The sequence below is a fragment of the Rhizobium sp. AQ_MP genome, from assembly GCF_014237835.1.
Taxonomy (GTDB): Bacteria; Pseudomonadota; Alphaproteobacteria; order Rhizobiales; family Rhizobiaceae; genus Allorhizobium.
The window spans coordinates 38167-62419 of the sequence record NZ_JACJVI010000008.1 but is presented as its reverse complement, the minus strand read 5'-3'; the positions used below and the strand labels follow the sequence as shown (position 1 = coordinate 62419).

General features: G+C 61.0%; 28 protein-coding genes. 15 read left to right on the top strand and 13 right to left on the bottom strand.

From position 1 onward, the window contains the following. Window positions 1-2: 2 nt before the first annotated feature. Window positions 3-890: an LpxI family protein gene (locus H6M51_RS12995; protein ID WP_185810260.1), complete on the top strand. Its 888-nt coding sequence runs from the start codon at window positions 3-5 to the stop codon at window positions 888-890. Next, window positions 890-2065, top strand: coding sequence for a lipid-A-disaccharide synthase (lpxB, locus tag H6M51_RS12990; RefSeq protein WP_185810259.1), 1176 nt, complete (start codon window positions 890-892; stop codon window positions 2063-2065). Before H6M51_RS12995 ends, lpxB begins: the two co-directional genes overlap by 1 nt. A gap of 3 nt (window positions 2066-2068) precedes the next feature. Here the strand turns inward: lpxB and H6M51_RS12985 are convergent, their stop codons facing one another. Both H6M51_RS12985 and znuA read right to left on the bottom strand, forming a co-directional pair. Beyond that, window positions 2069-3262: a GTP-binding protein gene (locus H6M51_RS12985; protein ID WP_185810452.1), complete on the bottom strand. Its 1194-nt coding sequence runs from the start codon at window positions 3260-3262 to the stop codon at window positions 2069-2071. A gap of 86 nt (window positions 3263-3348) precedes the next feature. Next, on the bottom strand, window positions 3349-4416 hold the full coding sequence (gene znuA / locus H6M51_RS12980; RefSeq protein WP_185810258.1) for a zinc ABC transporter substrate-binding protein ZnuA: 1068 nt from the start codon (window positions 4414-4416) through the stop codon (window positions 3349-3351). Window positions 4417-4516: 100 nt separating this feature from the next. Between znuA and znuC the strand changes: the two genes are divergently transcribed. Genes znuC through H6M51_RS12965 form a run of 3 tightly spaced genes read left to right on the top strand, consistent with a single transcriptional unit; the run spans window position 4517 to window position 6667 of the window. Continuing rightward, entirely contained in the window at window positions 4517-5452 is a 936-nt protein-coding gene (gene znuC, locus H6M51_RS12975) for a zinc ABC transporter ATP-binding protein ZnuC (RefSeq protein ID WP_185810257.1), read from the top strand. Continuing rightward, the gene (gene znuB, locus H6M51_RS12970; RefSeq protein ID WP_185810256.1) at window positions 5442-6257 is read left to right on the top strand and encodes a zinc ABC transporter permease subunit ZnuB; all 816 of its coding nucleotides are present in this window, start codon (window positions 5442-5444) and stop codon (window positions 6255-6257) included. Before znuC ends, znuB begins: the two co-directional genes overlap by 11 nt. Window positions 6258-6259: 2 nt before the next feature. Further along, window positions 6260-6667: a Fur family transcriptional regulator gene (locus H6M51_RS12965; RefSeq protein ID WP_185810255.1), complete on the top strand. Its 408-nt coding sequence runs from the start codon at window positions 6260-6262 to the stop codon at window positions 6665-6667. Between the two features lie 11 nt (window positions 6668-6678). On the opposite strand, the gene H6M51_RS12960 is transcribed toward H6M51_RS12965, so the two are convergent. The 6 genes from H6M51_RS12960 to H6M51_RS12935 form a co-directional block, all read right to left on the bottom strand. Continuing rightward, entirely contained in the window at window positions 6679-7206 is a 528-nt protein-coding gene (locus H6M51_RS12960; RefSeq protein WP_185810254.1) for a gamma carbonic anhydrase family protein, read from the bottom strand. Between the two features lie 16 nt (window positions 7207-7222). Next, on the bottom strand, window positions 7223-7495 hold the full coding sequence (locus H6M51_RS12955) for a hypothetical protein (RefSeq protein ID WP_246780511.1): 273 nt from the start codon (window positions 7493-7495) through the stop codon (window positions 7223-7225). Window positions 7496-7543: 48 nt separating this feature from the next. Next, window positions 7544-9007: a serine hydrolase gene (locus H6M51_RS12950; RefSeq protein ID WP_185810253.1), complete on the bottom strand. Its 1464-nt coding sequence runs from the start codon at window positions 9005-9007 to the stop codon at window positions 7544-7546. 96 nt (window positions 9008-9103) lie between these two features. Continuing rightward, complete coding sequence (locus H6M51_RS12945) at window positions 9104-9901, bottom strand: hypothetical protein (RefSeq protein WP_185810252.1); 798 nt, start codon at window positions 9899-9901, stop codon at window positions 9104-9106. A gap of 203 nt (window positions 9902-10104) precedes the next feature. Beyond that, a complete protein-coding gene (locus H6M51_RS12940) occupies window positions 10105-10713 on the bottom strand; it encodes a transglutaminase-like cysteine peptidase (protein WP_185810251.1) in 609 nt (202 codons plus the stop codon). A gap of 481 nt (window positions 10714-11194) precedes the next feature. Further along, window positions 11195-11806, bottom strand: a complete 612-nt coding sequence (locus tag H6M51_RS12935) for a PilZ domain-containing protein (protein WP_185810450.1) — start codon at window positions 11804-11806, stop codon at window positions 11195-11197. Window positions 11807-12122: 316 nt separating this feature from the next. On the opposite strand from H6M51_RS12935, the gene H6M51_RS12930 reads away from it, so the two are divergent. Both H6M51_RS12930 and H6M51_RS12925 read left to right on the top strand, forming a co-directional pair. Continuing rightward, entirely contained in the window at window positions 12123-12899 is a 777-nt protein-coding gene (locus tag H6M51_RS12930; protein ID WP_185810250.1) for a rhomboid family intramembrane serine protease, read from the top strand. A 103-nt stretch (window positions 12900-13002) separates the two neighbouring features. Next, window positions 13003-13437 carry a CBS domain-containing protein gene (locus H6M51_RS12925; RefSeq protein ID WP_185810249.1) on the top strand — a complete coding sequence of 145 codons (435 nt, stop codon included), beginning with the start codon at window positions 13003-13005 and terminating at the stop codon, window positions 13435-13437. 49 nt (window positions 13438-13486) lie between these two features. On the opposite strand, the gene H6M51_RS12920 is transcribed toward H6M51_RS12925, so the two are convergent. The 3 genes from H6M51_RS12920 to folE form a co-directional block, all read right to left on the bottom strand. After that, window positions 13487-14443, bottom strand: a complete 957-nt coding sequence (locus H6M51_RS12920; protein ID WP_185810248.1) for a patatin-like phospholipase family protein — start codon at window positions 14441-14443, stop codon at window positions 13487-13489. Between the two features lie 80 nt (window positions 14444-14523). Continuing rightward, a complete protein-coding gene (gene hisI, locus H6M51_RS12915; RefSeq protein WP_185810247.1) occupies window positions 14524-14976 on the bottom strand; it encodes a phosphoribosyl-AMP cyclohydrolase in 453 nt (150 codons plus the stop codon). A gap of 16 nt (window positions 14977-14992) precedes the next feature. Next, on the bottom strand, window positions 14993-15598 hold the full coding sequence (gene folE / locus H6M51_RS12910) for a GTP cyclohydrolase I FolE (protein WP_185810246.1): 606 nt from the start codon (window positions 15596-15598) through the stop codon (window positions 14993-14995). A gap of 271 nt (window positions 15599-15869) precedes the next feature. On the opposite strand from folE, the gene H6M51_RS12905 reads away from it, so the two are divergent. The 5 genes from H6M51_RS12905 to H6M51_RS12885 all read left to right on the top strand — a co-directional run bounded on the left by H6M51_RS12905 (window position 15870) and on the right by H6M51_RS12885 (window position 20232). Then, the gene (locus tag H6M51_RS12905) at window positions 15870-16316 is read left to right on the top strand and encodes an iron-sulfur cluster assembly scaffold protein (RefSeq protein WP_185810245.1); all 447 of its coding nucleotides are present in this window, start codon (window positions 15870-15872) and stop codon (window positions 16314-16316) included. A gap of 2 nt (window positions 16317-16318) precedes the next feature. After that, window positions 16319-16687, top strand: a complete 369-nt coding sequence (gene yidD / locus H6M51_RS12900) for a membrane protein insertion efficiency factor YidD (RefSeq protein ID WP_185810244.1) — start codon at window positions 16319-16321, stop codon at window positions 16685-16687. A 60-nt stretch (window positions 16688-16747) separates the two neighbouring features. After that, entirely contained in the window at window positions 16748-17176 is a 429-nt protein-coding gene (locus tag H6M51_RS12895; RefSeq protein ID WP_185810243.1) for a DUF2267 domain-containing protein, read from the top strand. Between the two features lie 117 nt (window positions 17177-17293). After that, window positions 17294-19291, top strand: a complete 1998-nt coding sequence (gene thrS, locus H6M51_RS12890; protein WP_185810242.1) for a threonine--tRNA ligase — start codon at window positions 17294-17296, stop codon at window positions 19289-19291. A 101-nt stretch (window positions 19292-19392) separates the two neighbouring features. Continuing rightward, a complete protein-coding gene (locus H6M51_RS12885; RefSeq protein ID WP_185810241.1) occupies window positions 19393-20232 on the top strand; it encodes a lysophospholipid acyltransferase family protein in 840 nt (279 codons plus the stop codon). A 5-nt stretch (window positions 20233-20237) separates the two neighbouring features. On the opposite strand, the gene H6M51_RS12880 is transcribed toward H6M51_RS12885, so the two are convergent. Next, window positions 20238-21191 (bottom strand): hypothetical protein, encoded by a 954-nt coding sequence (locus H6M51_RS12880; RefSeq protein ID WP_185810240.1) that lies wholly within the window; start codon window positions 21189-21191, stop codon window positions 20238-20240. Window positions 21192-21301: 110 nt separating this feature from the next. Here H6M51_RS12880 and H6M51_RS12875 point away from each other — a divergent pair, with 110 nt between their 5' ends. The 3 genes from H6M51_RS12875 to H6M51_RS12865 all read left to right on the top strand — a co-directional run bounded on the left by H6M51_RS12875 (window position 21302) and on the right by H6M51_RS12865 (window position 23778). Further along, a complete protein-coding gene (locus H6M51_RS12875; protein ID WP_185810239.1) occupies window positions 21302-21886 on the top strand; it encodes a nitroreductase in 585 nt (194 codons plus the stop codon). After that, entirely contained in the window at window positions 21886-22494 is a 609-nt protein-coding gene (locus H6M51_RS12870; RefSeq protein WP_185810238.1) for a flavin reductase family protein, read from the top strand. The genes H6M51_RS12875 and H6M51_RS12870 overlap by 1 nt, the downstream gene beginning before the upstream one ends. A gap of 144 nt (window positions 22495-22638) precedes the next feature. Next, window positions 22639-23778, top strand: coding sequence for a DUF2336 domain-containing protein (locus tag H6M51_RS12865; protein WP_185810449.1), 1140 nt, complete (start codon window positions 22639-22641; stop codon window positions 23776-23778). A gap of 5 nt (window positions 23779-23783) precedes the next feature. On the opposite strand, the gene H6M51_RS12860 is transcribed toward H6M51_RS12865, so the two are convergent. Further along, complete coding sequence (locus H6M51_RS12860; RefSeq protein ID WP_185810237.1) at window positions 23784-24191, bottom strand: hypothetical protein; 408 nt, start codon at window positions 24189-24191, stop codon at window positions 23784-23786. Between the last annotated feature and the right edge of the window lie 62 nt (window positions 24192-24253).

Here is a 24253-nt window from a genome sequence, read left to right as displayed (position 1 = left end):
CCATGACGGCGGCCGCTCGCACTGACGGCCTGCCGCGGAAAGGTCGCCTCGCGATCATCGCCGGCAGCGGAAAACTGCCGCTTTTCCTTGCTGAAGCCGCCCGGAAAGCCGGCGAGGACCCCTTCGTGGTTCGCCTGAAGAACGAGGCCGACGACATCTGGCAGGGTTTCGACACTGCCGTGATCGGCGTGGGCGACATGGCAGGCCTGTCGGCCCTGTTTCGGCAGCATGATATTCGCAGGGTTGTCATGTCGGGTGCCGTCAAGCGCCGGCCTGCTTTCGCTGATATCCGGGTCAACTGGAAGTCGATTCTGAAGCTGCCGATGGCGATCCGCACGCTGCTGGCCGGCGGTGACGACGCTGTGCTTCGCATGGTGATTTCACTGATCGAGGCCCAGGGCTGCGAGGTTCTCGGTGCCCATGAAATCCTGCCAGGCTTGCTCGCGACGGTAGGTCCGATTGGCGCGGTCACGCCGACAGCCGATGATCTCAAGGATATAGACCGCGCCGCTGAAGCCGCCGAGGCGCTCGGCAGGCTCGATGTGGGGCAGGGGTCCGTCGCGGTCGGTGGCCGCATCGTGGCGCTGGAAGGCGTCGAGGGGACCGATGCCATGCTGGCCCGGGTCAGGGAACTCAGGGGCGAGGGGCGCATCTCTCAGCGTCGCAAGGGTGTTCTGGTGAAGCTCTGCAAGCCGCAGCAGGATTTGCGCGCCGACCTTCCGACGATCGGTGTGTCGACGGTCGAAAACGCCAAGGCTGCGGGCCTCGCCGGTATTGCCGTCGAGGCTGGGCGCGCGCTTGTGGTGGAACGCGAGGCCGTGATCGTCGCGGCTGATGCAGCCGGCATTTTCGTGGTTGGCATTGACCGCACCGGCAAGGAGCGAGATTGATGAGCGACAGACCGTTGAAGATTGCCGTGATCGCCGGCGAAGTTTCCGGAGATCTTCTGGGTGCCGATCTGATCGCGCATTTGAGGACGATGCACTCAGGCCCCGTCGAACTCATCGGCGTTGGCGGCGAGGCGCTGGAGGCTCAGGGCTTGAAGTCACTCTTCGACTTCTCCGAGCTTTCGATCATGGGGATCACGCAGGTCCTGTCGAAACTGCCCAGGCTGATCAAGCTGATCTCCTGGACCGCAGACGAGATCGTCAAGGCAAGGCCGGATCTGCTCCTGATCGTCGACAGCCCCGATTTCACCCATCGGGTGGCCAGGAAGGTCAGGCGCAAACTGCCTGATCTGCCGGTCGTGAATTATGTCTGCCCCAGCGTCTGGGCCTGGAAGGAATACCGCGCCAAGGCCATGCTCGACTATGTCGATGCCGTGCTGGCCGTGCTGCCGTTCGAGCCCGCCGTAATGCAGCGGCTCGGTGGACCCGGGACGCACTTTGTCGGGCACCGCCTTGCAAGTCATCCGGATATCCGCCGCGTCCGCCAGGCGCGCAAGGCAAGCGGCACGAGGCCAGTCGGCGAGAGGCGAACCATCCTCCTGCTTCCAGGGTCACGCGGGGGCGAGATTACCCAGCTTTTGCCCATCTTCGGGCAGGCGATGGAGGAGTTCGTCGCCCGCAACGGCGACACGCGCTTTGTCCTGCCGACCGTACCGCGCCAGGAGGCACGTGTTCGGGAGATCACCGCAGGTTGGGCGCTGCGACCGGAGATCGTGCTGGGGGATGAGGCGAAGTGGCGCGCCTTCGAAGAGGCTGACGCCGCCATCGCCGCTTCCGGAACCGTGATCCTGGAACTGGCACTCGCCCATGTCCCTGTCGTCTCGACCTACAGAGGCGACTGGATCATCCGCATGCTGAGCCACCGGATCAAGATCTGGACCGGTGCACTGCCGAACCTGATTGCCGATTACGCGGTGGTTCCGGAATATTTCAACGATGTCCTGCGCCCCGCAAGCCTGGTGCGTTGGGCCGAGCGGCTCTCAACCGAGACACCGCAGCGCGCGACGATGCTGTCGGGCTACGACGATGTCTGGCAGCGCCTGTCGACGGAACGGTCGGCCGGCGAAACCGGCGCGGTCGTGGTTCTGTCGCTTCTCGAAAAGAGAGGGCGCCTGTGATCCTCAGGCCCAACGGGCGAAGGGATCGGGCAGTGCCTCCCAGGCCGAGGGCGTGAAGGCCTTGGCAGGCACCAGGCAGGCATCCTGCTCGGCCTCGATCGTCTTCTGGTTCATCGGGTCGGCACCAATGAAGACGATTTCCTGCCGCCGGTCTCCCCATTCCTTGTCGAGATAGGGTGCCATAGCGTTCAGAAAGCCCTGGTCGTCGGGCCAGCGCGACTTCGGCACCGAAGCCCACCAGAGCCCCATCTTGGTGGTCCGGACCAGCGGTCCGGCTTGGCTCAATTCCCCCACATGATGCGGGCGGGTCGCCAGCCAGAAGAAGCCCTTGGCCCGGATCACACCCGGCCAGGAACGATCGAGGAAGGTTCTGAAACGGCTGGGATCGAAGGGCGCTCGGGCGCGGTAGACGAAAGAGCGGATCCCGTATTCCTCGGTTTCCGGAACATGGTCGCGGAAGCCATGCAGTTCCTTGAACCACAGCGGATGGGTCTCTGCCTTGGCGAAGTCGAAGAGACCTGTCCCGAGAATGTCCTGTGCCGCGACCTTGGCGAAATCCGTTTCAATGACGCGGGCATCGGCATTCAGGCCGGCAATGATCTTGCGCGCCGCATCGAGCTGATCCGGCGTTGCCGTCCCAACCTTGTTGAGAATGATGACGTCCGCGAATTCGATCTGCTCGACAAGCAGATCGACAAGCGTCCGGTTATCCCCTTCGCCGGCCGTCTCGCCACGATCAGCCAGAAAATCGCTCGACGAATAGTCGCCGATCAGATTGGCCGCGTCGACAACCGTCACCATCGTATCGAGTTGCGCGATGTCGGACAGGCTGCGGCCCTCCTCGTCGCGAAAATCAAAGGTCGTGGCGATCGGCAGCGGCTCGGCAATGCCGGTTGCCTCGATCAGCAGGTAGTCGAAGCGTCCCTGCTCGGCGAGCCCGCGCACTTCATTCAGAAGGTCATCGCGCAGCGTGCAACAGATGCAGCCATTGCTCATCTCCACCAACTGTTCCTGGGTGCGGGAGAGGGCAGCATCACCACCGCGCACAAGGGCCGCGTCGATGTTGACCTCGCTCATGTCGTTGACGATGACAGCGACACGCAGACCGTCGCGATTGGCAAGCACGTGGTTGAGCAGCGTCGTTTTACCGGCGCCAAGGAAACCGGAGAGAACGGTGACAGGAAGCTTCTTCATGATGGGCTCACTTAATGTAATAACATAACACATGATTATCCGAAAAAGGCGGAACCGTGGTCCCGCCTTCTTGCCCGGGGGAGGGAGGATTACTGCGACAGGCAGGTGCTCATCGACGTTGCGAGGTTGCGCATCAGCTGTCCATAGAGCGCGGGGCCGGCCTCCAGCGCGCCGCCTTCGGGATCGAGCACGCCCGACTTCGCCTCGGTGCCTTCGGTCACCACGCCGATCAGCTTCGGCTCGAACTGTGGCTCCGCGAACACGCAGGCAGCACCCAGTTCTTCGATCTTGGCGTGGATGGCCGAAAGGCGCTCGGCGCCCGGCATGGTCTCGGGGCTGACGGTCACGGAGCCGGCCACACGCACACCGTAGCGCTTCTCGAAATACTGGTAGGCGTCATGGAAGACGATGAAGGGCTTTTCCAAGACCGGTTTTAACTGTGCGGCGATCTCGGCATCGAGCGCGTCGATCTCCGCATTCAGGGCGGTCAGGTTTGCCTCATAGGTGGCCTTGTTCGACGGATCGACCTCAGCAAGACTTTTCGCGATATCGGCCGCCATCGCCTTGGCATTGGTCGGGTCGAGCCAGAGATGCATGTCGATGCCGCCATGCTCGTGCTCGTCATGGGCATGATCGCCATGCGCGTGGTCATCGTGACCCCCCGATGCTGCAGCCTTCTCCGCACCATGGTCGTGGCCATCTTCGTGAGCATGATCATGTCCATGCTCCTCCGCCTCGCCATGGGCGTGCTCACCGCCTTCCTCGGCATGCTCGCCGTGGTCATGGCCCTCGAAGGCACCGCCTTCGCGGAAGGGCAGCTTCGTCAGGCCATCGGCATCTTCGAGCTCGACCACCTTGGCATCCTTCGGCAGCGCTTCCAGCGGTTTCTCGAGGAAGGCTTCAAGGCCAGGGCCGACCCAGAAGACGAGGTCGGCGTTTTCCAGCGCGCGCGCATTGGACGGCTTCAGCGTGTAGGTATGCGGAGAAGCAGCACCCTCAACGATCAGCGACGGCTCACCCACGCCCTTCATGATCGAGGCGACGAGTGAATGCACCGGCTTGATCGAAACCACGACGTCGGGAGCGGCAGACGCCAGTGTCGGCGAGAGAAGAAGAAACGCCGTCGAGGCAGCCAGTCCGAGGCGATAGCGGGTCATGCGAAGCTCCTGCGAGTGGTTATGTAATACTATTACCTGCGTTGCGTTATGCTATAACGTGTGGCATAGGAGGTGGCAACATCAAAATCTCGAGAACTCCATGAATGCCATGAAATCACGGGAGGCCGCGCCGCTGGTGTCGCTGACCGGCGCCGGTGTCAGCAGAAACGGTCGTTGGCTGGTGCGCGGCGTCGACTTTTCCGTCCGCCCGGGTGAAATCGTGACCCTGATCGGCCCGAATGGTTCTGGCAAATCCACCAGTGCCAAGATGGCGATTGGCGTGATCAAGGCGGACGAGGGCAGGGTGGAGCGCAAGCCCGGTCTCACGGTCGGCTATGTCCCGCAGCGACTGACGGTCGACTGGACCATGCCGCTGACCGTTCGCCGCCTGATGACGCTGACCGCCCCGCTGTCGACGTCGGAAGTTGAAAACGCGCTCGAGGCGGTCGGCATCGCACATCTTGCCAATGCCGAAGTGCAGCATTTGTCGGGTGGCGAATTCCAGCGCGCGCTTCTTGCCCGTGCCATGGCCAGAAAGCCGGATATCCTGGTGCTCGACGAACCCGTCCAGGGCGTCGATTTCTCCGGTGAAATTGCACTTTATGACCTGATCACCTCGATCCGGAACACAACGGGCTGCGGCATCTTGCTGATCTCCCACGACCTGCATGTGGTGATGGCCGAAACCGACACCGTGATCTGTCTCAACGGCCATGTCTGCTGCCGCGGAACGCCGGCGGCTGTCAGCCAAAGCCCCGAATACATGCGGCTCTTCGGCGCCAAGGCGGCCCAGACGCTGGCCGTCTACAGCCACGACCACGATCACACCCATCTGCCCGATGGCCGCGTTCTGCATGCCGATGGCAGCGTCACGGACCATTGCCATCCGGATGACGGCCACCACCATCACGATGACCATGATCACCATCATGACCATGGTCATGACGACCACCACGACGACCACAGTCATGACCACGACCACGCGCATGGCGTTGCGGCCGTCGTGAAGGACAGGGAGCATGGCCATGCTGGATGATTTTTTTGTCCGCGCCATTCTCGCCGGCATCGGCCTCGCCCTGACCACCGGTCCGCTCGGCTGTTTCGTCATCTGGCGGCGCATGGCCTATTTTGGCGACACCATGGCCCATTCGGCACTCCTGGGTGTGGCCCTGTCGCTGTTCTTCTCGTTGAACCTGATGATCAGCGTGTTTGTCGTCGCCTCCATGGTGTCGCTGATCCTGATCGTCCTGCAGAAGCGGCAGGGGTTGTCGGCCGACGCCCTCCTGGGCATCCTGAGCCATGCGACGCTCGCCATCGGCCTTGTCATGGTCGCCTTCATGAGCTGGGTCCGCTTCGACCTTATCGCCTTCCTGTTCGGCGATATCCTCGCGGTGACCCCGACGGATGTTGCCATTGTCTGGATTGGCGGCCTTTTCGTCCTCGCCATCATCGCCTGGCTCTGGCGTCCGCTGCTCGCCGGCACCGTCAATGTCGAACTGGCCGAAGCCGAGGGCATGCAGCCTGAGCGGGCTCGACTGATCTTCATGCTGCTGATGGCCCTGGTCATCGCGATTGCCATGAAGATCGTCGGGATCCTCTTGATCACCTCGCTGCTGATCATCCCGGCCGCCGCCGCACGCCGCTTTGCCTCGACGCCGGAGGTCATGGCGGTTCTGGCCTCTGTGATCGGCGCGGTCGCCGTCGTCATGGGCCTTTTCGGCTCGCTGACCTATGACACGCCCTCGGGCCCCTCGATTGTCGTTGCGGCCCTGCTGCTCTTCCTCATAAGCCTGCTGCCGAAGCCGGGCATCAGATCCTCAGACGCCAGACCGGGTGCATGACCATGACCAAGACCGATCTCACGCGCAACCAGTCGCTCGTCTTCGACGCACTTGTCCATTCGGAAGGACCGCTCTCGGCCTACACGCTGCTCGACAAGCTGCGGGAACATGGCTTTCGCGCCCCGCTCCAGGTCTACCGCGCGCTCGACAAGCTTGTGGAATTCGGCATGGTCCATCGGCTGGAGAGCCTGAATGCCTTCGTCGCCTGCGCCCACCCGCATGACGGCTGCTCCGGCCATGGCACCGTTGCCTTCATGATCTGTAACAAATGCGGTCATGTCACCGAATTCCACGACCACGATATCGACCACAAGCTGGCGACGGTCGCACGCGGATTGAGGTTCAAGTCGGAGAAAACCACGATCGAAGTGCGCGGGACATGCTCGTCCTGCGCCGAAATCGCTGCTTGAAAGTTCAGAGATTAAAGAGGCTGCAGATCGCTTGCGAAGCGGCGCCAGTTGCGCACATAGTTTTCTGCTGAGAGCCGCAAGCCCGCGATTGCGATGTCGTCCAGTGTCCGGACGACGCGCGCCGGCGATCCGACGATGAGGGAATTGTCGGGGAAGACCTTGCCTTCGGTGATCAGGGAATTGGCACCCACCAGGCAATTGTCGCCGATGCGCGCCCCGTTGAGAACCGTCGATCCCATCCCGATCAGCGAGTTATTGCCGATGCTGCAGCCATGAATGATGGCGTGGTGGCCGATGGTGCAGCCCTCGCCAATGGTCACACCCTTGCCGGGGTCCGTATGCACCATCACGCCATCCTGGATGTTGGTCCGGGCACCGATCACGATCGGATCATTGTCGCCACGCAGGACGGCCCCGAACCATATGCCGACCTCGTCGCCGAGGCGCACATCACCGATGACCTGCGCATCGGGTGCCAGCCAGAACCGATCGGAGGCGGGCAATTGAGGGATCCGGTCACCCAGGCGATAGAGCGGCATAGAAGGATCGCCGTTCTCAGCGCAGCCGTAGCACGACGGGGAAACGACCGCCCTGGGCCGAGACGTGCAGATGAATATTGGCTTCGGGCTGGGAATAGCGCCATGCGCGGGCACCATGGCTCAGCAGCAGCCCGATCAGGTCCTTGGTCTTCGACCGCTTCTCCCGTAGCCCGAGATCTGCGAGCCGGTAGGCCGCTTCGTGGAGCGGATGGAGAACACTGGTCGCCGCCAGCTGCCCGCCATTGTCCTGATCCTCGACGGGACCGTATCTGAAGTCTTTCGATGCCATTCCACTATCCTCGTAAACAGTACAAATCGAGGGTTTTGGGCGACCGTTTTACTGGGCTGCAGCCCAGCAGCGGATTCCCTTTTTCTTCAGTGCATTACAGGCATTCACCGCGTCACGCTGGTCGTCGAAGCCGCCGAAGCGGGCGCGGTAGATCTGGCTGGCGCCATCACCGAAGGCGACCGTGAAGGGGGTGGCGGAACGCAATACCTTTCCGCCTTTCTCCTGCGCATCACGCAGCAGATTCATGGCCAGCTCCTTGTCTGGCGAAGTCCCGATCTGAACCACCCAGCCGGCTGACGGCACCGTAGATGCGGTGGTCATTGCATCGACATCTGGGGGCGTCGTCGCCGCAGCAGCAACGGACTGCGTCGCGGGAGCAGGCGCAACGGCCGCACCTTCGTTCGGCAGATAGGCAGGCGCAGGCTGCGGGACCGGAACCGGAGAAGCATTGGAAGCCGCCGGCGCCACGGGGCGCAGCGTGTTCAGAGCGGCGCTGGCCGCATTACCGGAAGGCGAGGCCGCATAGGCCTGCGCCACGCCATTGTAGCGCGGGTCAGGCAGAGGACCCGTGTGCGGCAGGTTCGGCAAATCTGCGGAGACCGATGCGGTCGCAGCCACCGGCGCGACGGACGTATCGTTCTTGGCAATCAGGTTGCTGCCGCCGCGGGTGCTGGAAGCTGCGGGCAGATAGCGCTGCACCAGATTGGTCATCTGTGCATTGCGGCGTGCGCCGGAGGTGGCGCCGAGCACCACGGCCACGATCGAGCGTCCACCAGCCTCTGCGGATGTGGCAAGATTGTATCCGGCAGCACGCGTATAGCCGGTCTTGATGCCGTCGACGCCGCGCACCTGGCCGAGCAGGCGGTTATGGTTGCCGATGGTCTGCTTGCCGAAGCGGAAGCTGCGGGTCGAGAAGTAACCGTAATACTGCGGGAAATGCTGTCGCAGGGCGATGCCGAGCCGCGCCTGATCGCGCGCGGTCGTCATTTGCGCGGTATTCGGCAGGCCGTGGGCGTTGCGATAGGTCGTCTTGGTCATGCCGAGGCCGCGAGCCTTCGCTGTCATCATCTGTGCAAATCTCTGCTCAGAGCCACCGAGATGTTCCGCGAGAGCCGTGGCCACGTCATTGGCCGAACGGGTGACGAGTGCCAGGATTGCCTGCTCGACCGTGATGCTGCGACCGGTCCCGACGCCGAGCTTCGACGGGGGCTCCTTGGCAGCATTGGCAGAAAAGGGAACCTTGCTGTTCAACGAGATGCGACCAGCCTCCAGCGCTTCGAAGACCATGTAAAGGGTCATCATCTTGGTCAGCGAGGCTGGGTATCGCAGGCTGTCGGCATTCTCGCTGTAGAGCACCTTGCCTGTCTTCGCGTCGATGACGATGCCGGCATATTTGGGATTTGCCTGGACAGTGCCAACGGCAGCGACAAGTGTCACGAAGACCGCAAACGCCGCGAGGACTAGCCGACGCACAGCGGCTGCGAAGTTGGAGCTTCCGAAAACTTTATGCACCACGATACTCTTTAAATCTCACCATTGACGACCGGACGCTCTCCCCCAATCGCGACCATCTCGGTGGACCCTACGGAAATAGGCTTACCAAGAGGTTTATGATGAACGGTCGGTTGATGTTTTGGATTGATTTTTAAGCGCCGAGGCCGGCAGCGCAGCGCTCGCGCGGCTTTCGACATAGTCGCGAACCGCCATGTCGATGGCCTTCCACTGTCCGAGTTGCTCGCTCGAGAAGCGATAAAGGACGGTCAGATCCTCGCCCACATGAATGTCGCGCTGGCAATCGCTCCCGGTCGGCTTTTCGCCTGCCTTGGGCAGCATGCACCGAATGGCGTAGCTCGATCCGTCCGGAAGCTCGCCGGTCAGCAGGCTCTCGCCTTCGTAGCCGGTGCCCGTCTCGAAGGTGTGAAGGGTCAGCCCGGCCGGGCCGGTGGCGCTCCCGTCCGACAGCAGGTGACGATAGATCGGCTCCACCCGCCCTGACATGTCGCGGGACATGGTGCTCTGCGAGATCTGTAGGAAGAGCAGCGAATGTGCGAGCGAAAGGTCGTCGAACCGGCGGCGCTGGGCACTGGAGTAGCCTGTCATCTCGGGCCAGAGCAGATACATGTCGACCCGCTCGGCGATGCCAGCCGTGCGCTGATTTTCGAACCGGATGGTATTGGCGGGAACGGAGAGCCTGTCGCGACCAACGATCATGTTGACGATCTCGGTGCTCTCGCTGTGCCCTGCGCGTGATAGGCGCTCACCATAGGAGCGGCCGAACCAGCTGATCGCGACCGAGGCAAGGGCAAGCACCAGGATGCTGAGGGTGGCCATGACGAGGAAGCGCGTGGAGATCAGCGGCATGCGCCCATCATCGGCCTGCAAACTGTTGGGGTTGCCCCGCACCATGCCCTCGTCCTTTCGGCGCGGCACATCCCATGGCGGCCGCGACATCAGAGTTCGGCGATCGTGGTTAATTTGCAGTTAAAGGCGGGGCGCGGACCTCGTCAAAAAAGGAGAGCCGGTCCCGGTTGGACGGGACCGGCTCATTGGCTCCGGTCGGGGGACGGGTAGGCGGGGACAGACCGGGCCAGAAGCGAATACGAAGCGACTTACGGCGACACGCTGCCGACGATTCCTGCGCGGCCATCCTGGAGCTTCACCCAGCGACCGGGATTGCTCGAGGACTGACGTTTCAGGTAGGTGTATTCCGTTTCCGACCACAGCAGCACCTTGTTGCGCATGTTGTCGAGAATGAAGTCGCCGTGATCGGTGCGGACGGTCAGCACGGCGTGGCCTTCACCGTTCGGCTGCAGCACGACGGTCATCAGCAGATCGGCGGGATCGACGCCGCGATCGACCAGCATCTTGCGCTTCAGCAGCGCGAAGTCTTCACAGTCGCCGACGCTGCGGGGGTAGGCCCAGCGCTCTTCGACACCATAGATTTCCATGTCGGTCAGGGGCGTGATCGAGCTGTTGACGGTGTAGTTGACTTCGAGAATTGCCTTCCAAAGGTCCTCGGTCAGCACCATCGGGCCGCTGTCAGTCTGGCTTCCGGCGCATTCTCCGGAATAGGTCTGGCAGAATTCATAGTGTCCGATCGGCGGATTGGCCTTGCCGACGATTTGCATGTTGGCCGGCATCGCCGAAACCTGAAAGGCCAGAGCGCCTGCGATGGCGGCGGCCAGAGTTCCAATACCCAGATTTTTCTTTGTTGTCATTGGTTGCCTCCTGGTAGTGGAGACAGCAATGACAGAGATAATTTGATGGGCCGCGAAGAATAGCGGTAAGATTAGGCGAGAAATAAATGCAAATCAGATTCTATATTTACATGTATTTGCGTTTTATTTGATTATGTATTGATGAAAATAAAGATCAAATTTGAGCGACATTTTACCGATTGCATCGGGGTCAGGGCCTGAAAATCCGGATTTGTCGTTAGGAAACATGGGCTTGATGGCTTGCAGTTGAATGATGACTGTTGAGGCGGCCAAGGTCGTGCGGCCGATCGGACGCGTGTTTGGGTGCGAGGCTGACGGGGTCAGGGGCGTGGACCAGACCGTCGGGCCTTAGTTTTTCGTCCGATCTGGCACAAAAATTTTTTGGAAAACATGTGCCGCTCTGGGACGATCTCGGCATGCGGCAATGAAAAAGGCGCCTCACGGGGTCCGTGGGCGCCTTGAATGCCAGATATGAATGCCTTCAGAGGAATTCGGTGAGCGCTTCCTTCGATTGAAGGGATAGGAATTCGATGGCAACACCTTCCATGAAGTGACGAACGACGCGACCACGCATATTGCCGAGCCGGACCGCAGACCCAATAGGAGGCCGGATGTCGATATCGACAGCTGCACCCGACAGCGAGAGGTCCATCAGGCGGCAGGGATATGTTTTGCCGTCCTCGAGTGTAAGTTCGGTGCGGGTCTGCCGCGGTGTCAGACGATCGTGACGACGGTCTTCCGGAAGGCCGAGTTCATGTTTGTTCGCGATCCAGGTGAGCTGGGCCGCGAGCTTCTCGCGCTTGCGGATGGTGGCGTTGATCGTAATGACGAAGCCGTCTTCGGTAAGCTTGACGACCGTGCCTTCGATGCGTCCAAGGTGATCGATGTATGCGACAACCCGTTCACCCGGTCGCGGCATGCCCGCGCAGGCAAAACGCACGTCGCCCGGCGACATGTCGACGACCTTGCAGACATACTCTTCGTAATTGGCAAGCATGAGCCTGCCCTGCAGGCTGACGGCGACGCGCTGGAATGCGCGCTGCTGTCCCGGCGAGGCGATCGTGTTGCTCTGGCTTGCCTGGGTCGAGTACATCATGGAAGTTCTGTCTGTTCCTCTGTGTCTCAAGATTAGCCGTTGAGCCGTTAATATAGTGTTTGCTTTTGGCCATGCTTTTTCCAGACGGAACGTCATTCTGTTCTGGGTTAAGGTTAAAAGTGGCTTTCCATTGTCGGGCTGCCGCGGAAATGGCATGACGGCCTCATCACACGCGAAGCAAAGCCTTCGGCACCAACTCCAGTCGGCGCGACGATCCGCCCGGCGCCACCAAGGCCACTCGGTCCACCGGGCGGCCTTTTTTTTGGTCTCTGCTTGCATTACCTGATGGATGGCGCAGCGGAAGGATAGCTAGATGCAGGATGACACAGGATCTCGTGGCGAAGGCAGCGCGACCAATGAGGCAGGTCAGACGTCATATCTGCAGGACCCACCGTCCAATCCTCCCGTCTTCAACCTGCCGGCGGGTATCCTGGCCGCCCTTGCCTTGATCTGTGGCATTTACGGCATTCAGGAATTTTTGCTGTCTCCCGCCCTGAATCAATGGATTGCAGTGGAGTTCGGCTTCTCTCCCATCCGGTACATTTATCCGCTTGACGAGCAATCCCTGGCGTGGCTGTGGACGCCGATTAGCTATTCCCTTCTGCATGGCAGCTTCGAACATCTCGCCTTCAACAGTCTCTGGCTGGCCGCCTTCGGCACACCGGTTTGCCGCCGCATCGGCGAAACACGCTTTCTCCTGTTCTGGGTGATATCGTCGGTCGCGGCCGCCGCACTTCATGCGCTGGTGAACTGGGGAGTGCCATCGCTGATGGTCGGTGCCTCCGGCGTTATCTCGGCCTTGATGGGTGCGGCATGCCGATTCGCATTTGGCGAACGGCAACGCAGCCTGATGCGTTCGGGTGGCCGCGAGCCTCCCTTGCTCTCCGTCGGCCAGGCGCTCGCTGATCGCACGGTACGTGTCTTCATCATCGTCTGGTTTCTCGGAAACCTCGCGATTGCCCTCGGTCTGCCGATGATCGGTGCCGATTCGGCGGCGATTGCCTGGGACGCCCATATCGGAGGCTTCCTGCTCGGATTCTTCTGTTTCGCCGTTTTTGATCCCCATAGCCATCGCCACACGGCCGCTTGAAACCGTGCCAGTTGCATTCTTGCTGAATTGAGGGCACCCTTTTTGATGGGCGGCCTGAGGAGGATCGGGCTGCCTTCCGAGTGTTCTATGCGAGGAGGAACGCATGCCTGCATCAGCCAGAAGCATACTCGAACAAAAGGGCCGTAACGTCATCACGATCAGCCCGACCGTTAGCCTCGGCGAGGCTGCCCGGGTGCTCGAAGAGCACAAGATCGGTGCTGTCGTCGTTGTCGGCATGGAAAGCCGCATCGTCGGAATCTTCACGGAGCGTGACGTTGTGCGCGCTATCGGAACCGCTGGCAAGGACGCTTTCGACCAGCCCGTCTCCGTCTTCATGACCGCAAACGTCTATCGCTGCCGCGAGGAGACCAGCGTCAACGAACTGATGGAACTGATGTCGAGCCGCCGTTTCCGCCACGTGCCCGTCGAGGACAACGGCAAGCTGTCCGGCATTATCTCCATCGGTGACGTGGTCAAGTCGCGCATTCGCGAGATCGAACAGGAAGCGGAGCACATCAAGGCGTACATCGCCGGCTGACCCAGCGGTTTGCGCATGCACATGTTTGAAGGCGGTGCCTGCGCCGCCTTCAACGAAGAACGGCTTCCTGCATGCGTCGGATTTCGGTCACCCGCACCTTGGTCTCTTCATAGCCCCGCTCGATCGCTTCGCCGGCGCGGTGGAATTCCGACAGGCCGATATCATTGAGTCGGGGATGCAGCGCGAGATCCGGCGGATCTCCGGCAAGGCGTGCCCGCGATATGCGGTCCTGGATGATGTTGAAGGCCTGAACCATCACCCCGGTGAGGCCAACCTTGTTCGGCGCTCTTGACGTCTCCTCACTGGCCTTGTCAGGCGTGGAGGCCTTGTGTTTCACCACCGCCGAGCGCCCGAAGACGTCGTAATGCAGGTTGACGGCCATCACCAGCGGCTGTTCATAGGCCCGGCAGACCGAAACAGGCACCGGATTGACCAGGGCGCCATCGATGAGCGTGCGATTGTTGCAGTGGATGGGCTCGAAAATGCCGGGCAGGGCATAGGACGCCCGAAGCGCCGTAATCAGGCTTCCGCCATCGATCCAGACTTCGTGGCCGCTATTGAGCTCTGAGGCGACCGCCACAAAAGGTTTCGGCAAATCTTCAACCCTCAGCCCCTCGAGATGCTCCTGCATACGCTTGGTGAGCCGCATGCCGCCCAAAAGCCCGCCGCCACCGATGGTGAGATCGAGCAGTGATGCGATGCGGCGCATGGTCAGCGATCGCGCAAAGGCTTCGAGTTCGTCGAGCTTGCCGGCCAGATAGCATCCGCCGACGAGCGCGCCGATCGAGGTGCCCGCGATCATGCCGACTTCGATACCCTCCTCGTCCAGCGCCCTGAGGACGCCGATATGCGCCCAGCCACGGGCGGCACCACCGCCCAGGGCGAGCGCCACCTTTGCCTTCGCCTTCTTTTCAGGAAGAACCGGTCCGGATGGCGATGTCGCGCCATCCTTGGCGGGCTGCGCTACCGTCGCGCCGCCATGCGAAATCATACTCCAGTTCAGCATCTCCGTACCCCATAAGCTGAACACTCCGGCTCATATTAGGACACTGTCTGCTTACGATTTCGTTATGCAAGGGGCATGCGTCAATGGCCGTAGACGTGATCGGGATCGAAATGCCGGTGATCGTCGGCAATCGTCAGCGACGCTTTGCCATCCACGACCTGAGCCGTCCTATAGAAGCAGGAGCGGCGGCCCGTGTGGCAGGTGGCATCGTGCCCGGCAACTTCCACCTTCAGCCAGATCGCATCCTGGTCGCAATCGACCCGCATTTCCTTGACCGTCTGCAGATTGCCGGAGCTTTCGCCCTTCTTCCAGATCTTGCCCCTCGAGCGGCTGTAGTAGTGGCCGATGCCGGTCTCGAGCGTCAGCGCGATGGCCTCGGCATTCATATGCGCGACCATCAGCAGTTCGCCGTCACGCGCATCGGTGACCACGGCGGTGACCAAACCGTGATCGTCGAACTTCGGCGTGAAGGCGAGGCCTTCCTCAAGGATTTTCTTGTCGCTCGAGGGCGCATCGAAAGCAAAACCAGACATGTCAAAACTCGCGAGCTTAACGGCCCCGAACCATGGACATGAAGCGGGCCTGCTCGGCTGCATTGTCCTTGAAGGCGCCGGTGAATGTTGTGGTGAGCGTCGTGGACCCCGTCTTCTGGATCCCGCGCATCGCCATGCACATATGCTCGGCCTCAAGGAAAACCGCAACCCCGCGCGGCTTGAGCGTCTCGTCGATCGCCTGGGCGATCTGCGCGGTCATGTTCTCCTGAGTCTGCAGGCGCTTTGCGAACACATCGACGATACGCGCGATCTTCGACAGGCCAAGCACGCGGCCCTTCGGCAGATAGGCGACATGCGCCTTGCCGATCACCGGCAGCATGTGATGTTCGCAATGCGAGAAGAAGGAGATGTCGCGCACCAGGACCATGTCGTCATAGCCGCCGACTTCCTCGAAGGTCCGGCCGAGCACGTCGTCAATGTCGGCGCTGTAGCCTGAGAACAATTCCTCAAAGGCCTTTGCGACACGCGAAGGCGTATCGAGCAGGCCCTCGCGTTCCGGATCATCGCCCGCCCACAACAGAAGCGTACGCACAGCCTGCTCGGCTTCTTCGCGGGTGGGGCGCGGGGCTTCGACGGTCAGTTTCTTGACGATGGCATCCATGGCCTTGATCTCCCGGTCCCGCCCAAGGCGAGCCGCTGGTTTGGCTTTGCCGGATTGTAAATGCGTAATGCGGCTCATAATGCAAGTCCGTTGTCGATCGGTTCGGAGAGAAGATTGTCCGCCCCAAGGGACGGCTTGCGTTTGTTCTGTGCCCGTCCCTCCGATATAGTGGCTGATCAGTAGGATGATAAGACGGTGCCTGCGACATGATGATGGCTGCATTGCTGCAGTCAGTCCCTATATACGGGAGAAGCGCCGGAGCGGATTGACCATGGACGACATCTACAACACCAAGATCCTCGAATTTGCCGGAAACATCGGCCGCATCGGGCAACTCGCCGATGCCGACGCCGTCTCTGAAAAGCATTCGAAGCTCTGCGGCTCGAAGGTGAGGGTGTATCTGAAGGTCAAGGATGGCATGGTCACGGATTTCGCCCATGAGGTGAAGGCCTGTGCGCTCGGCCAGGCCTCGTCCGGCATCATGGCCCGCCACGTGGTCGGTGCAAGCGCCGGGGAGTTGCGCAAGGCACGGCTCGATATGCTGGCGATGCTGAAGGAGGACGGCGAGGGGCCGGAAGGGCGTTTCGAGGACATGCGTTTCCTCAAACCCGTGCGGGACTACAAGGCCCGCCACGCCTCGACCATGCTGACCTTCGATGCTGTGGTCGATTGTCTGGATCAGATCGAACATCCCGCCATGCCTGCCGAGGCGAGCTGATCATGTGCAACGGCCCCGACTGTGGGCATGAGCGGTCTCCTGTAGTCCCAAGAAGCCGCAACTGGCAGGGTCCGTTTCGCAAGACCCCGGGCCGCCTGTTCGGCATGGGCTTCATTCGCCTCTACCAGCTGACCTTCTCGAGCCTTGTCGGCAGCTCCTGCCGGCATATGCCGACGTGCTCTGAATACGGCTACGAGGCCGTGGCGCGTCATGGCCTCTGGTCCGGTGGCTGGTTGACCCTTTTCAGGGTCGCCCGTTGTGGACCCGGCGGCACCTGGGGTCCCGATCCCGTACCGGAAACGCTGGGGAGCGGCTTTTCCTGGTACACGCCCTGGCGCCTCTGGATCTTCGGCCGCAAGCAAGGCGGCTGACGGCGATCGAGGTTCGCGGCATAGTTGGACTGTCGATTCGCTTTACGGAAGCACCGCGCCATGCCTATGCCGCTCGAATATCGTCAGGCCTCCGCCGACTTTGACGCCTTCATGAAGGATCTGGTCGCCACCTCGATGATCCAGACGTCTCACCAGGCATACACCATGCTGCAGGCGGTTCTGCAGGTTTTCCGGCACCGCCTGACAGTCGGGCAAGCGATTGCCTTTGCCAATGTCCTGCCGCCTGTCCTGCGCGCCATCTTTGTCAGCGACTGGGACACCGAGGCGCCGATAAAGCCCTTTGCCGATCGTGATACGCTGATGAAGGAGGTTCTGGCCTTTCGCCACGACCACAATCTCTCGACCGATACCGCCATCGAGGACGTCACGTCGACCATCCGCCGCCACGTCGATTCGGCAGCCTTCGAGCGGATCCTCAGCGCACTTCCACCGGAAGCGCACAGCTTCTGGTTCATGAACCAGGCCTAGCAAGATCCTTTACTCCGCAGCACTTTCGGCCTATCAAGCGCCGGTTCGTGGCGGGGTTCATTATCCCGCAATTTTCACCACCCGCATTCGTTGGCGGGACTGGATCAGGAGACATTTATGTCGGCTTCCGTATCTCTCACTTTCCCCGATGGTTCCATCCGCGAATTCGCAGCCGGCACGACCGGTGCGCAGGTCGCTGAATCCATTTCCAAGTCGCTTGCCAAGAAGGCCGTCGCCATTGCGCTCGATGGCACCTTGCGCGACCTCTCAGACCCCATCGTTGACGGCAAGATCGAGATCGTCACCCGCACCGATCCGCGTGCGCTGGAACTCATCCGCCACGATGCCGCCCATGTGATGGCCGAGGCCGTGCAGGAACTCTGGCCCGGCACGCAGGTCACCATCGGCCCGGTGATCGAGAACGGCTTCTATTACGACTTCGCCAAGGCTGAGCCCTTCACGCCCGACGATCTGCCGAAGATCGAAAAGAAGATGAAAGAGATCATCCAGCGCAACAAGCCCTTCACCAAGGAAGTCTGGTCGCGCGACAAGGCCAAGGAAGTTTTTGCCTCCAAGGGCGAAAAGTACAAGGTCGAGCTGGTCGATGCGATCCCGGAAGACCAGGATCTGAAGATCTATTATCAGGGCGACTGGTTCGACCTCTGCCGTGGGCCGCATATGGCCTCCACCGGGCAGATCGGCATGGCCTTCAAGCTGATGAAGGTGGCCGGCGCCTATTGGCGCGGTGACAGCAACAATGCCATGCTGAGCCGCATCTACGGCACCGCCTTTGCCGAACAGGAAGATCTGGACCGTTATCTGCACATCCTCGCCGAAGCCGAAAAGCGCGATCACCGCAAGCTCGGCCGTGAAATGGACCTCTTCCATTTCCAGGAAGAAGGCCCGGGCGTCGTCTTCTGGCACGGCAAGGGCTGGCGCATGTTCCAGACGCTCACCTCCTATATGCGTCGCCGTCTCGAAGGCACCTACCAGGAAGTCAACGCCCCTCAGGTGCTCGACAAGTCGCTGTGGGAGACCTCCGGTCACTGGGGCTGGTACCAGGAGAACATGTTTGCGGTGAAATCCGCCCATGCCTTCACCCACCCGGACGACGAAGAAGCCGACCAAAAGGTCTTCGCGCTGAAGCCGATGAACTGCCCGGGCCACGTGCAGATCTTCAAGCATGGTCTCAAATCCTATCGCGAGCTTCCGGTCCGTCTCGCCGAATTCGGCACGGTTCACCGCTATGAAGCCTCCGGCGCGCTGCATGGCCTGATGCGTGTGCGTGGCTTCACGCAGGACGATGCGCACGTTTTCTGCACGGAAGAGCAGATGGCAGCCGAATGCCTGCGCATCAACGATTTGATTCTATCCGTCTACGAGGACTTCGGCTTCGGCGAAATCGTCGTGAAGCTCTCGACCCGTCCGGAAAAGCGCGTTGGCTCCGACGAGCTCTGGGATCGCGCCGAAAGCGTGATGATGGATGTCCTGAAGCAGATCGAGGAACAGTCCGGCGGACGCATCAAGACCGGGATCCTGCCGGGCGAGGGCGCCTTCTACGGTCCGAAGTTCGAATACACGCTGCGCGACGCCATTGGCCGTGAATGGCAGTGCGGCACGACCCAGGTCGACTTCAACCTTCCGGAACGTTTCGGGGCCTTCTACATCGACCAGAACTCGGAAAAGGTTCAGCCGGTCATGATCCATCGCGCCATCTGCGGCTCGATGGAGCGTTTCCTGGGTATCCTGATCGAGAACTTCGCCGGCCATATGCCGCTGTGGTTCGCTCCGCTGCAGGTTGTCGTGGCAACGATCACTTCGGATGCCGACGACTACGGTCGCGAAGTGGCCGAGCAGCTCCGCGATGCCGGCCTGCATGTCGAAACGGACTTCCGCAACGAGAAGATCAACTACAAGGTTCGCGAGCACTCCGTGACCAAGGTCCCGGTCATCATCGTCTGTGGCAAGCGCGAAGCGGAAGAAAAGACCGTCAACATCCGCCGCCTCGGGTCTCAGGAGCAGGTGTCGTTGCCCCTGGCCGAAGCCGTTGCCATGCTGGCGGGCGAAGCGACCCCTCCGGATGTCAAGCGCAAGCTTGCCAGCCACAAGGTCTGACAAAAAAACACCGTCTGGCAGCGCTTTTGTCGCTGTCAGACGGCTGTCACTAAAACGGCATATGACGGTATAATGACTCCCCGCCCATCTGGAGCCTTCCCGTGAAGTTCAAAGAACTGTCTTATGCCAATGAGCGCGACCCCAAGCTGAAGCGCTGGTTCATCCGCTCGATTGAAGGCCTGTCCGGCCGCGACCGATACACACGGCTCTACGAGATCTGGCGCAACGACATCGTCGGCAAGACCGATCGCGTCTTCGGCAAGATGCTCGATCTGATCAATGTCGATCTGAAGGTCGATGGGGCGTGGCCGCCGGCAAACATTCCCGATGGTCCGATCGTCATTGTTGCCAATCATCCCTTCGGTATCGGCGACGGCATCGCTGTTCTCGCGCTCGCAGAGCAGCTCGGTCGGCCGTTCCGGGTCCTGATCAACAACGAACTCCTGAAGGTGCCGGAAATGGCGCCTTACTCGCTGCCCGTCTCCTTCGAGGAAACCAAGGAAGCGCTGGCGATCAACATGCAGACACGCCACGAGGCCCTGCGGCTGCTGAAGGAAGGTGTCACCGTGGTGATTTTCCCTGCGGGCGGTGTCGCAACCGCCAAGAAAGGCTTTGGCCGTGCCGAAGATTTGCCGTGGAAGATGTTCCCGGCCAAGCTCATCCAGGCCGCCAAGGCCAATGTCGTGCCTGTGTATTTTGAAGGACAGAACGGCAGGCTCTTCCATCTCGCCAGCAAGATATCGCTGACGCTTCGCATCTCCCTCTTGATCCGTGAATTCCGCCGCCTGTCGGGGTCAACGATACGGGCACGCGTCGGCGAACTCATCCCCTGGGCCGAACTAAGCAGCCATGCCGATCGCAAGGATCTGCTCGCGCGGCTGTTTGGCGCGGTCTTCAGCATGGCGCCCGTTGAACGCAAGAAGGTCAGCCGCGCGGCCTGAACGTATCAGGATTGGTCGAGCAGCAATTCGACATCCATGTTGACGCCGGCCTTGACCTCGAAGTCCTTTTGAAACAGTTGGTCCTTGTTGCGCGCAACAGCCGTGTACTGCCCTTCAGCAAGGACCATGACGGGAAAGGCACTGACGCTTTCTGCAACGATGTCACCGCCGGATGTCAGGACCGACCAGGCGGTATCTGCGATGGCTTCCCCGCCTTCTTCAGAAACAAGCTTGAAGCCGACCTGGGAAGCACGATGCTGAATGGTCGCTTCCGTAAGTTCCCCGGCCTTGACCGAGATGTCGGCCCGGACAACCGCGTTGATCGAGCCGTATTCGGACACCACATGATACGTGCCGGCATTCAGCCGAACGATGGTATTCGGCTTGACATCTGCAAGGACCAGACCCCGTTCACCGTCTTCCCGCACTTCGGAAGAATAAATGTCGAAGCTCAGCTGTTTGTCGGGAATATGCGTGTCGGAACCCGAAATGGCGTTGAGCGACATGCCGCCCGCATCAAGCACCAGAACCTGATCGTCGACATTACCTTCCGTGGGCACGCTCAACTTCTTCGTCGCACCGGCCCGACCGAAGGAAACATTCACGAAATAATCGCCCGGCGCGAGCTGGAACGCAGCCGAACCGCCTTCGGCGCTGGCGAGAAGCGGCAGCTTCCCATCGGCACCGGGGATGGGGCTGAACACCCGCCAGGACAGGCCGTGCTGCATCGGCTGGCCATTTTCGGTGAGCTTCGCATCAAGCCTCACGCTGCGCCCCTGGGTGGCATTGGCAATAGCCCCGGCCGCTGGCGCAGAAAAAGCCTTCAGCTTCGGCATCTTGGTCGAGCCGTTCAATTGCTTGAAGGTATCGAAAGCTTCCTGGGCAAAAACAGGAAACGCCGCAGCCGAGGCCACCAGGAGCCAGAGCAGCAGTCGAACCAGACCATCTTGGCGGAGCATGCGACGCACTATGTGTTGACTTCCTTCCCAATGCCGGCAACTTCAAGCCGAACCGCGTGGCAATTTCAAGACCTGCCGACACCGCCAAGGCCTATGAAGGTATCAAGAAAATGAAAAAAGACATCAAGCTGCTCGATTATCTCGCAGTTCGCCGCTCCGTGCCTGCATTCCAGATGTGTGAGCCGGGACCGGACAAGAAGCAAATCGAGTCGATTCTGACGCTGGCGGTCCGCGTTCCAGACCATGGCAAGCTCGCCCCCTGGCGCTTCATCGTCTACCGGGGTGAAGAGCGCGTTCGGATCGGTGAGCAACTGTTGACGATGGCTTTGCAGAAGAACCCGGACCTGTCCGAGGAGATGGTTCAGGTCGAGCGCGCCCGCTTTACCCGCGCCCCCGTCGTGATCGCGGTGGTATCGACGGCCGCTCCGCATGCGAAAATTCCGGAATGGGAACAGGTCATGTCCGCTGGTGCCGTCTGCCTCAATCTGCTGATGGCGGCCAACGCCCATGGCTACGTGTCCAACTGGCTCACGGAATGGTTTGCCTTCGATGAACGGGCCTACCCACTTCTCGGCGTCAAACCGGGTGAAAAGGTGGCCGGTTTCATCCATATCGGCTCGACCGAGTTCCCGATCGTCGAGCGTCCGCGACCAGCGCTGGAGGACGTCGTCTCCTGGCGCGGCGACGGGCACTGATGTTCTGGGATACCGCAACGAATGCCCATGGCATGGCGCACGATCCCTTCAAGGCGATCGTGGCACCGAGACCGATCGGCTGGATTGGCACCAAGGGGAGGGACGGCAGCCGCAATCTGTCGCCCTACTCCTTTTTTAACGCCGTCGGCGATCGCCCGAAGATGGTGATGTTCTCGTCCAGTGGCCGCAAGGACAGTCTGCGCAATGTCGAAGAAACCGGTGTCTTCACCGCAAGCTTCGTCAGCCGTGCGCTGATCGACCGGATGAATGCATCATCTGCCGCAGTCCCCTATGGCACGGACGAATTCGATCTGGCGGGCCTGGCGGCAACCCCCGCCAAGCTCGTAGATGCGCCCTATGTCGGTGAAGCGGTGGCTGCGCTCGAATGCCGCGTGACCAAGGTCCTGACCTTGCCCGACATGCATGGAAACGAGACCGACAGTCACGCGGTCTTTGGCCAGGTGGTTGGAATTCATATCGACGAAGCGGTCATCCGCGATGGCCGCTTCGATCTCGCCGCTGCCGATCCGATCATGAGGCTCGGCTATATGGACTATGCCGGTATGGGCCCGGTCTTCGAGTTGAGGCGGCCGAACCAGCAAACCTGATCTGCGACCATCGGGACCAAGAGCCCTTCAGCGTGATGTTTTTCTGGTTAACGGACGTGGTGAACGTTTCTTAAACACTTTGAACCTACTGTCGAAATCACCGAAATGCTTCGGTATCTGGACTGGTAAAGAGTGGGTTCGGCTTTGATCGTTGCAGCTTTTCTCAGGTGGGTCGAAACAGCGAAGTCGCATGAGCGGGCGCGTGCCGCAAACGCTCTGGCGCGCGCCTATCTGAAGTCCGACATGGAGCCGCAGGAGCGCCAGTCTGCCCTGATGGCGATGACCTATCTGTTGGATGACCCGTCGCCTCAGGTTCGCCTGGCCCTGGCCGACGCTCTTGCCCATGAAGCGCGGGCGCCCCGCACGCTGATGGTCTCTCTAGCAGAGGATCAGCCAGAGATCGCCTCGGCTGTCATCCTTCATTCCCCCGTTTTGTGTGACGCGGACCTCGTCGACATCGCGGGACGCGGTACGGTGGAAACGCGCGCCCTGATCGCTGCGCGCCGTGAGGTTAACGTCGGCGTCGCGGCAGCGCTTGCCGAAATCGGCGATGCGGCTGAACTCGAGGTGCTCCTGGAGAATCCCGGAGCCCGAATCACAGTTTTCACGTTGCGCAGGATTGCCGAGCGTCATGGCCGGAGCGACCGCATCCGCGCCCTTCTTCTGGAACGCGAGGATCTGACAAGCGCCGTGCGCCAGCTCTTGGTCCAGTTTGTCGCCGAAGCTCTTGCGGGGTCCGATCTGGTGGTCGGAGCCATCGGCAGCCGCCGCATTGAGCGAATCGCACGCGAAGCCGGCGACACTGCGACGATCGCGCTTCTGGCTGATGTCCATGGAGATGAACTCACCCGACTGACCGATCAACTGCGTTGTGCCGGTCGCTTGACGCCCGCCTTCCTGATGCATGCGCTTTGTGCCGCGCGCACCGACTTCTTCTCCTCAGCGATCGTGGCAATCTCCGGATTGGAGGAACGCCGCGTCAGATCGATCTTGGCGACGGGGCGCTTCCATGCGGTCCGTGCTCTCCTGGAATCAGCGGGACTGAGTCGCGACGTAAGCTCGCTGTTTGTTGAAGCGATCATGCTGTGGAGAAATCTGATCCAGTCGGCCAGCGGCATTGAGCTTGATCACATTGCCCAGCGTCTCGTGCAGCGTTACCGTGGCGATGCCAGTCTGAGCGAGCCGGCTCGCGCCTTGATCGACATGGTCGAGCGGCTGGCCATTGCGGAAGAGCGACGGATGGCACGCGATTATGCAACCGGTTTTGCCCTGGCCGCAGCCTGATCCGGTCAGGGGATGATTTTCTTCGCCACCCAGGAGTAACTCTCCGACACGACGTGGATGGGCTTCTCGAAGATCATCTTGATCTCAGCCGTGCCGGGAAGGACCTCGCGTACTGCGTCGATGGCCTTGTCCTTGAGGGTCTTCTTCTGCTCTTCGGTTGGTTCAGGCACGGCGGCTGCCTGCGTCATGTCGGGCTGTGCCGCAAGCGCGTCGGTGATCTCCGGCGGTGGCATCTGGCAGACGGCGACCGCAGTGGGATAGCCGATATTCGTATAGCGCCCGAGAACCTGCTCAGAAGCCGCGTTGCAAAGGTCGATGGAAACAAAGCGTTCCGGAGGCGTTTCGACGAACTCGCATTGGCTGACGCTATCGTCGCAGCCAAGGATCGTCATCATGATCAGGGCGGTCTTCATTTCTGCGCTCCGAAGGACTTCTTAGGGGGAGGAAGAAACATGAGGATTGGAGCCAAACCAAG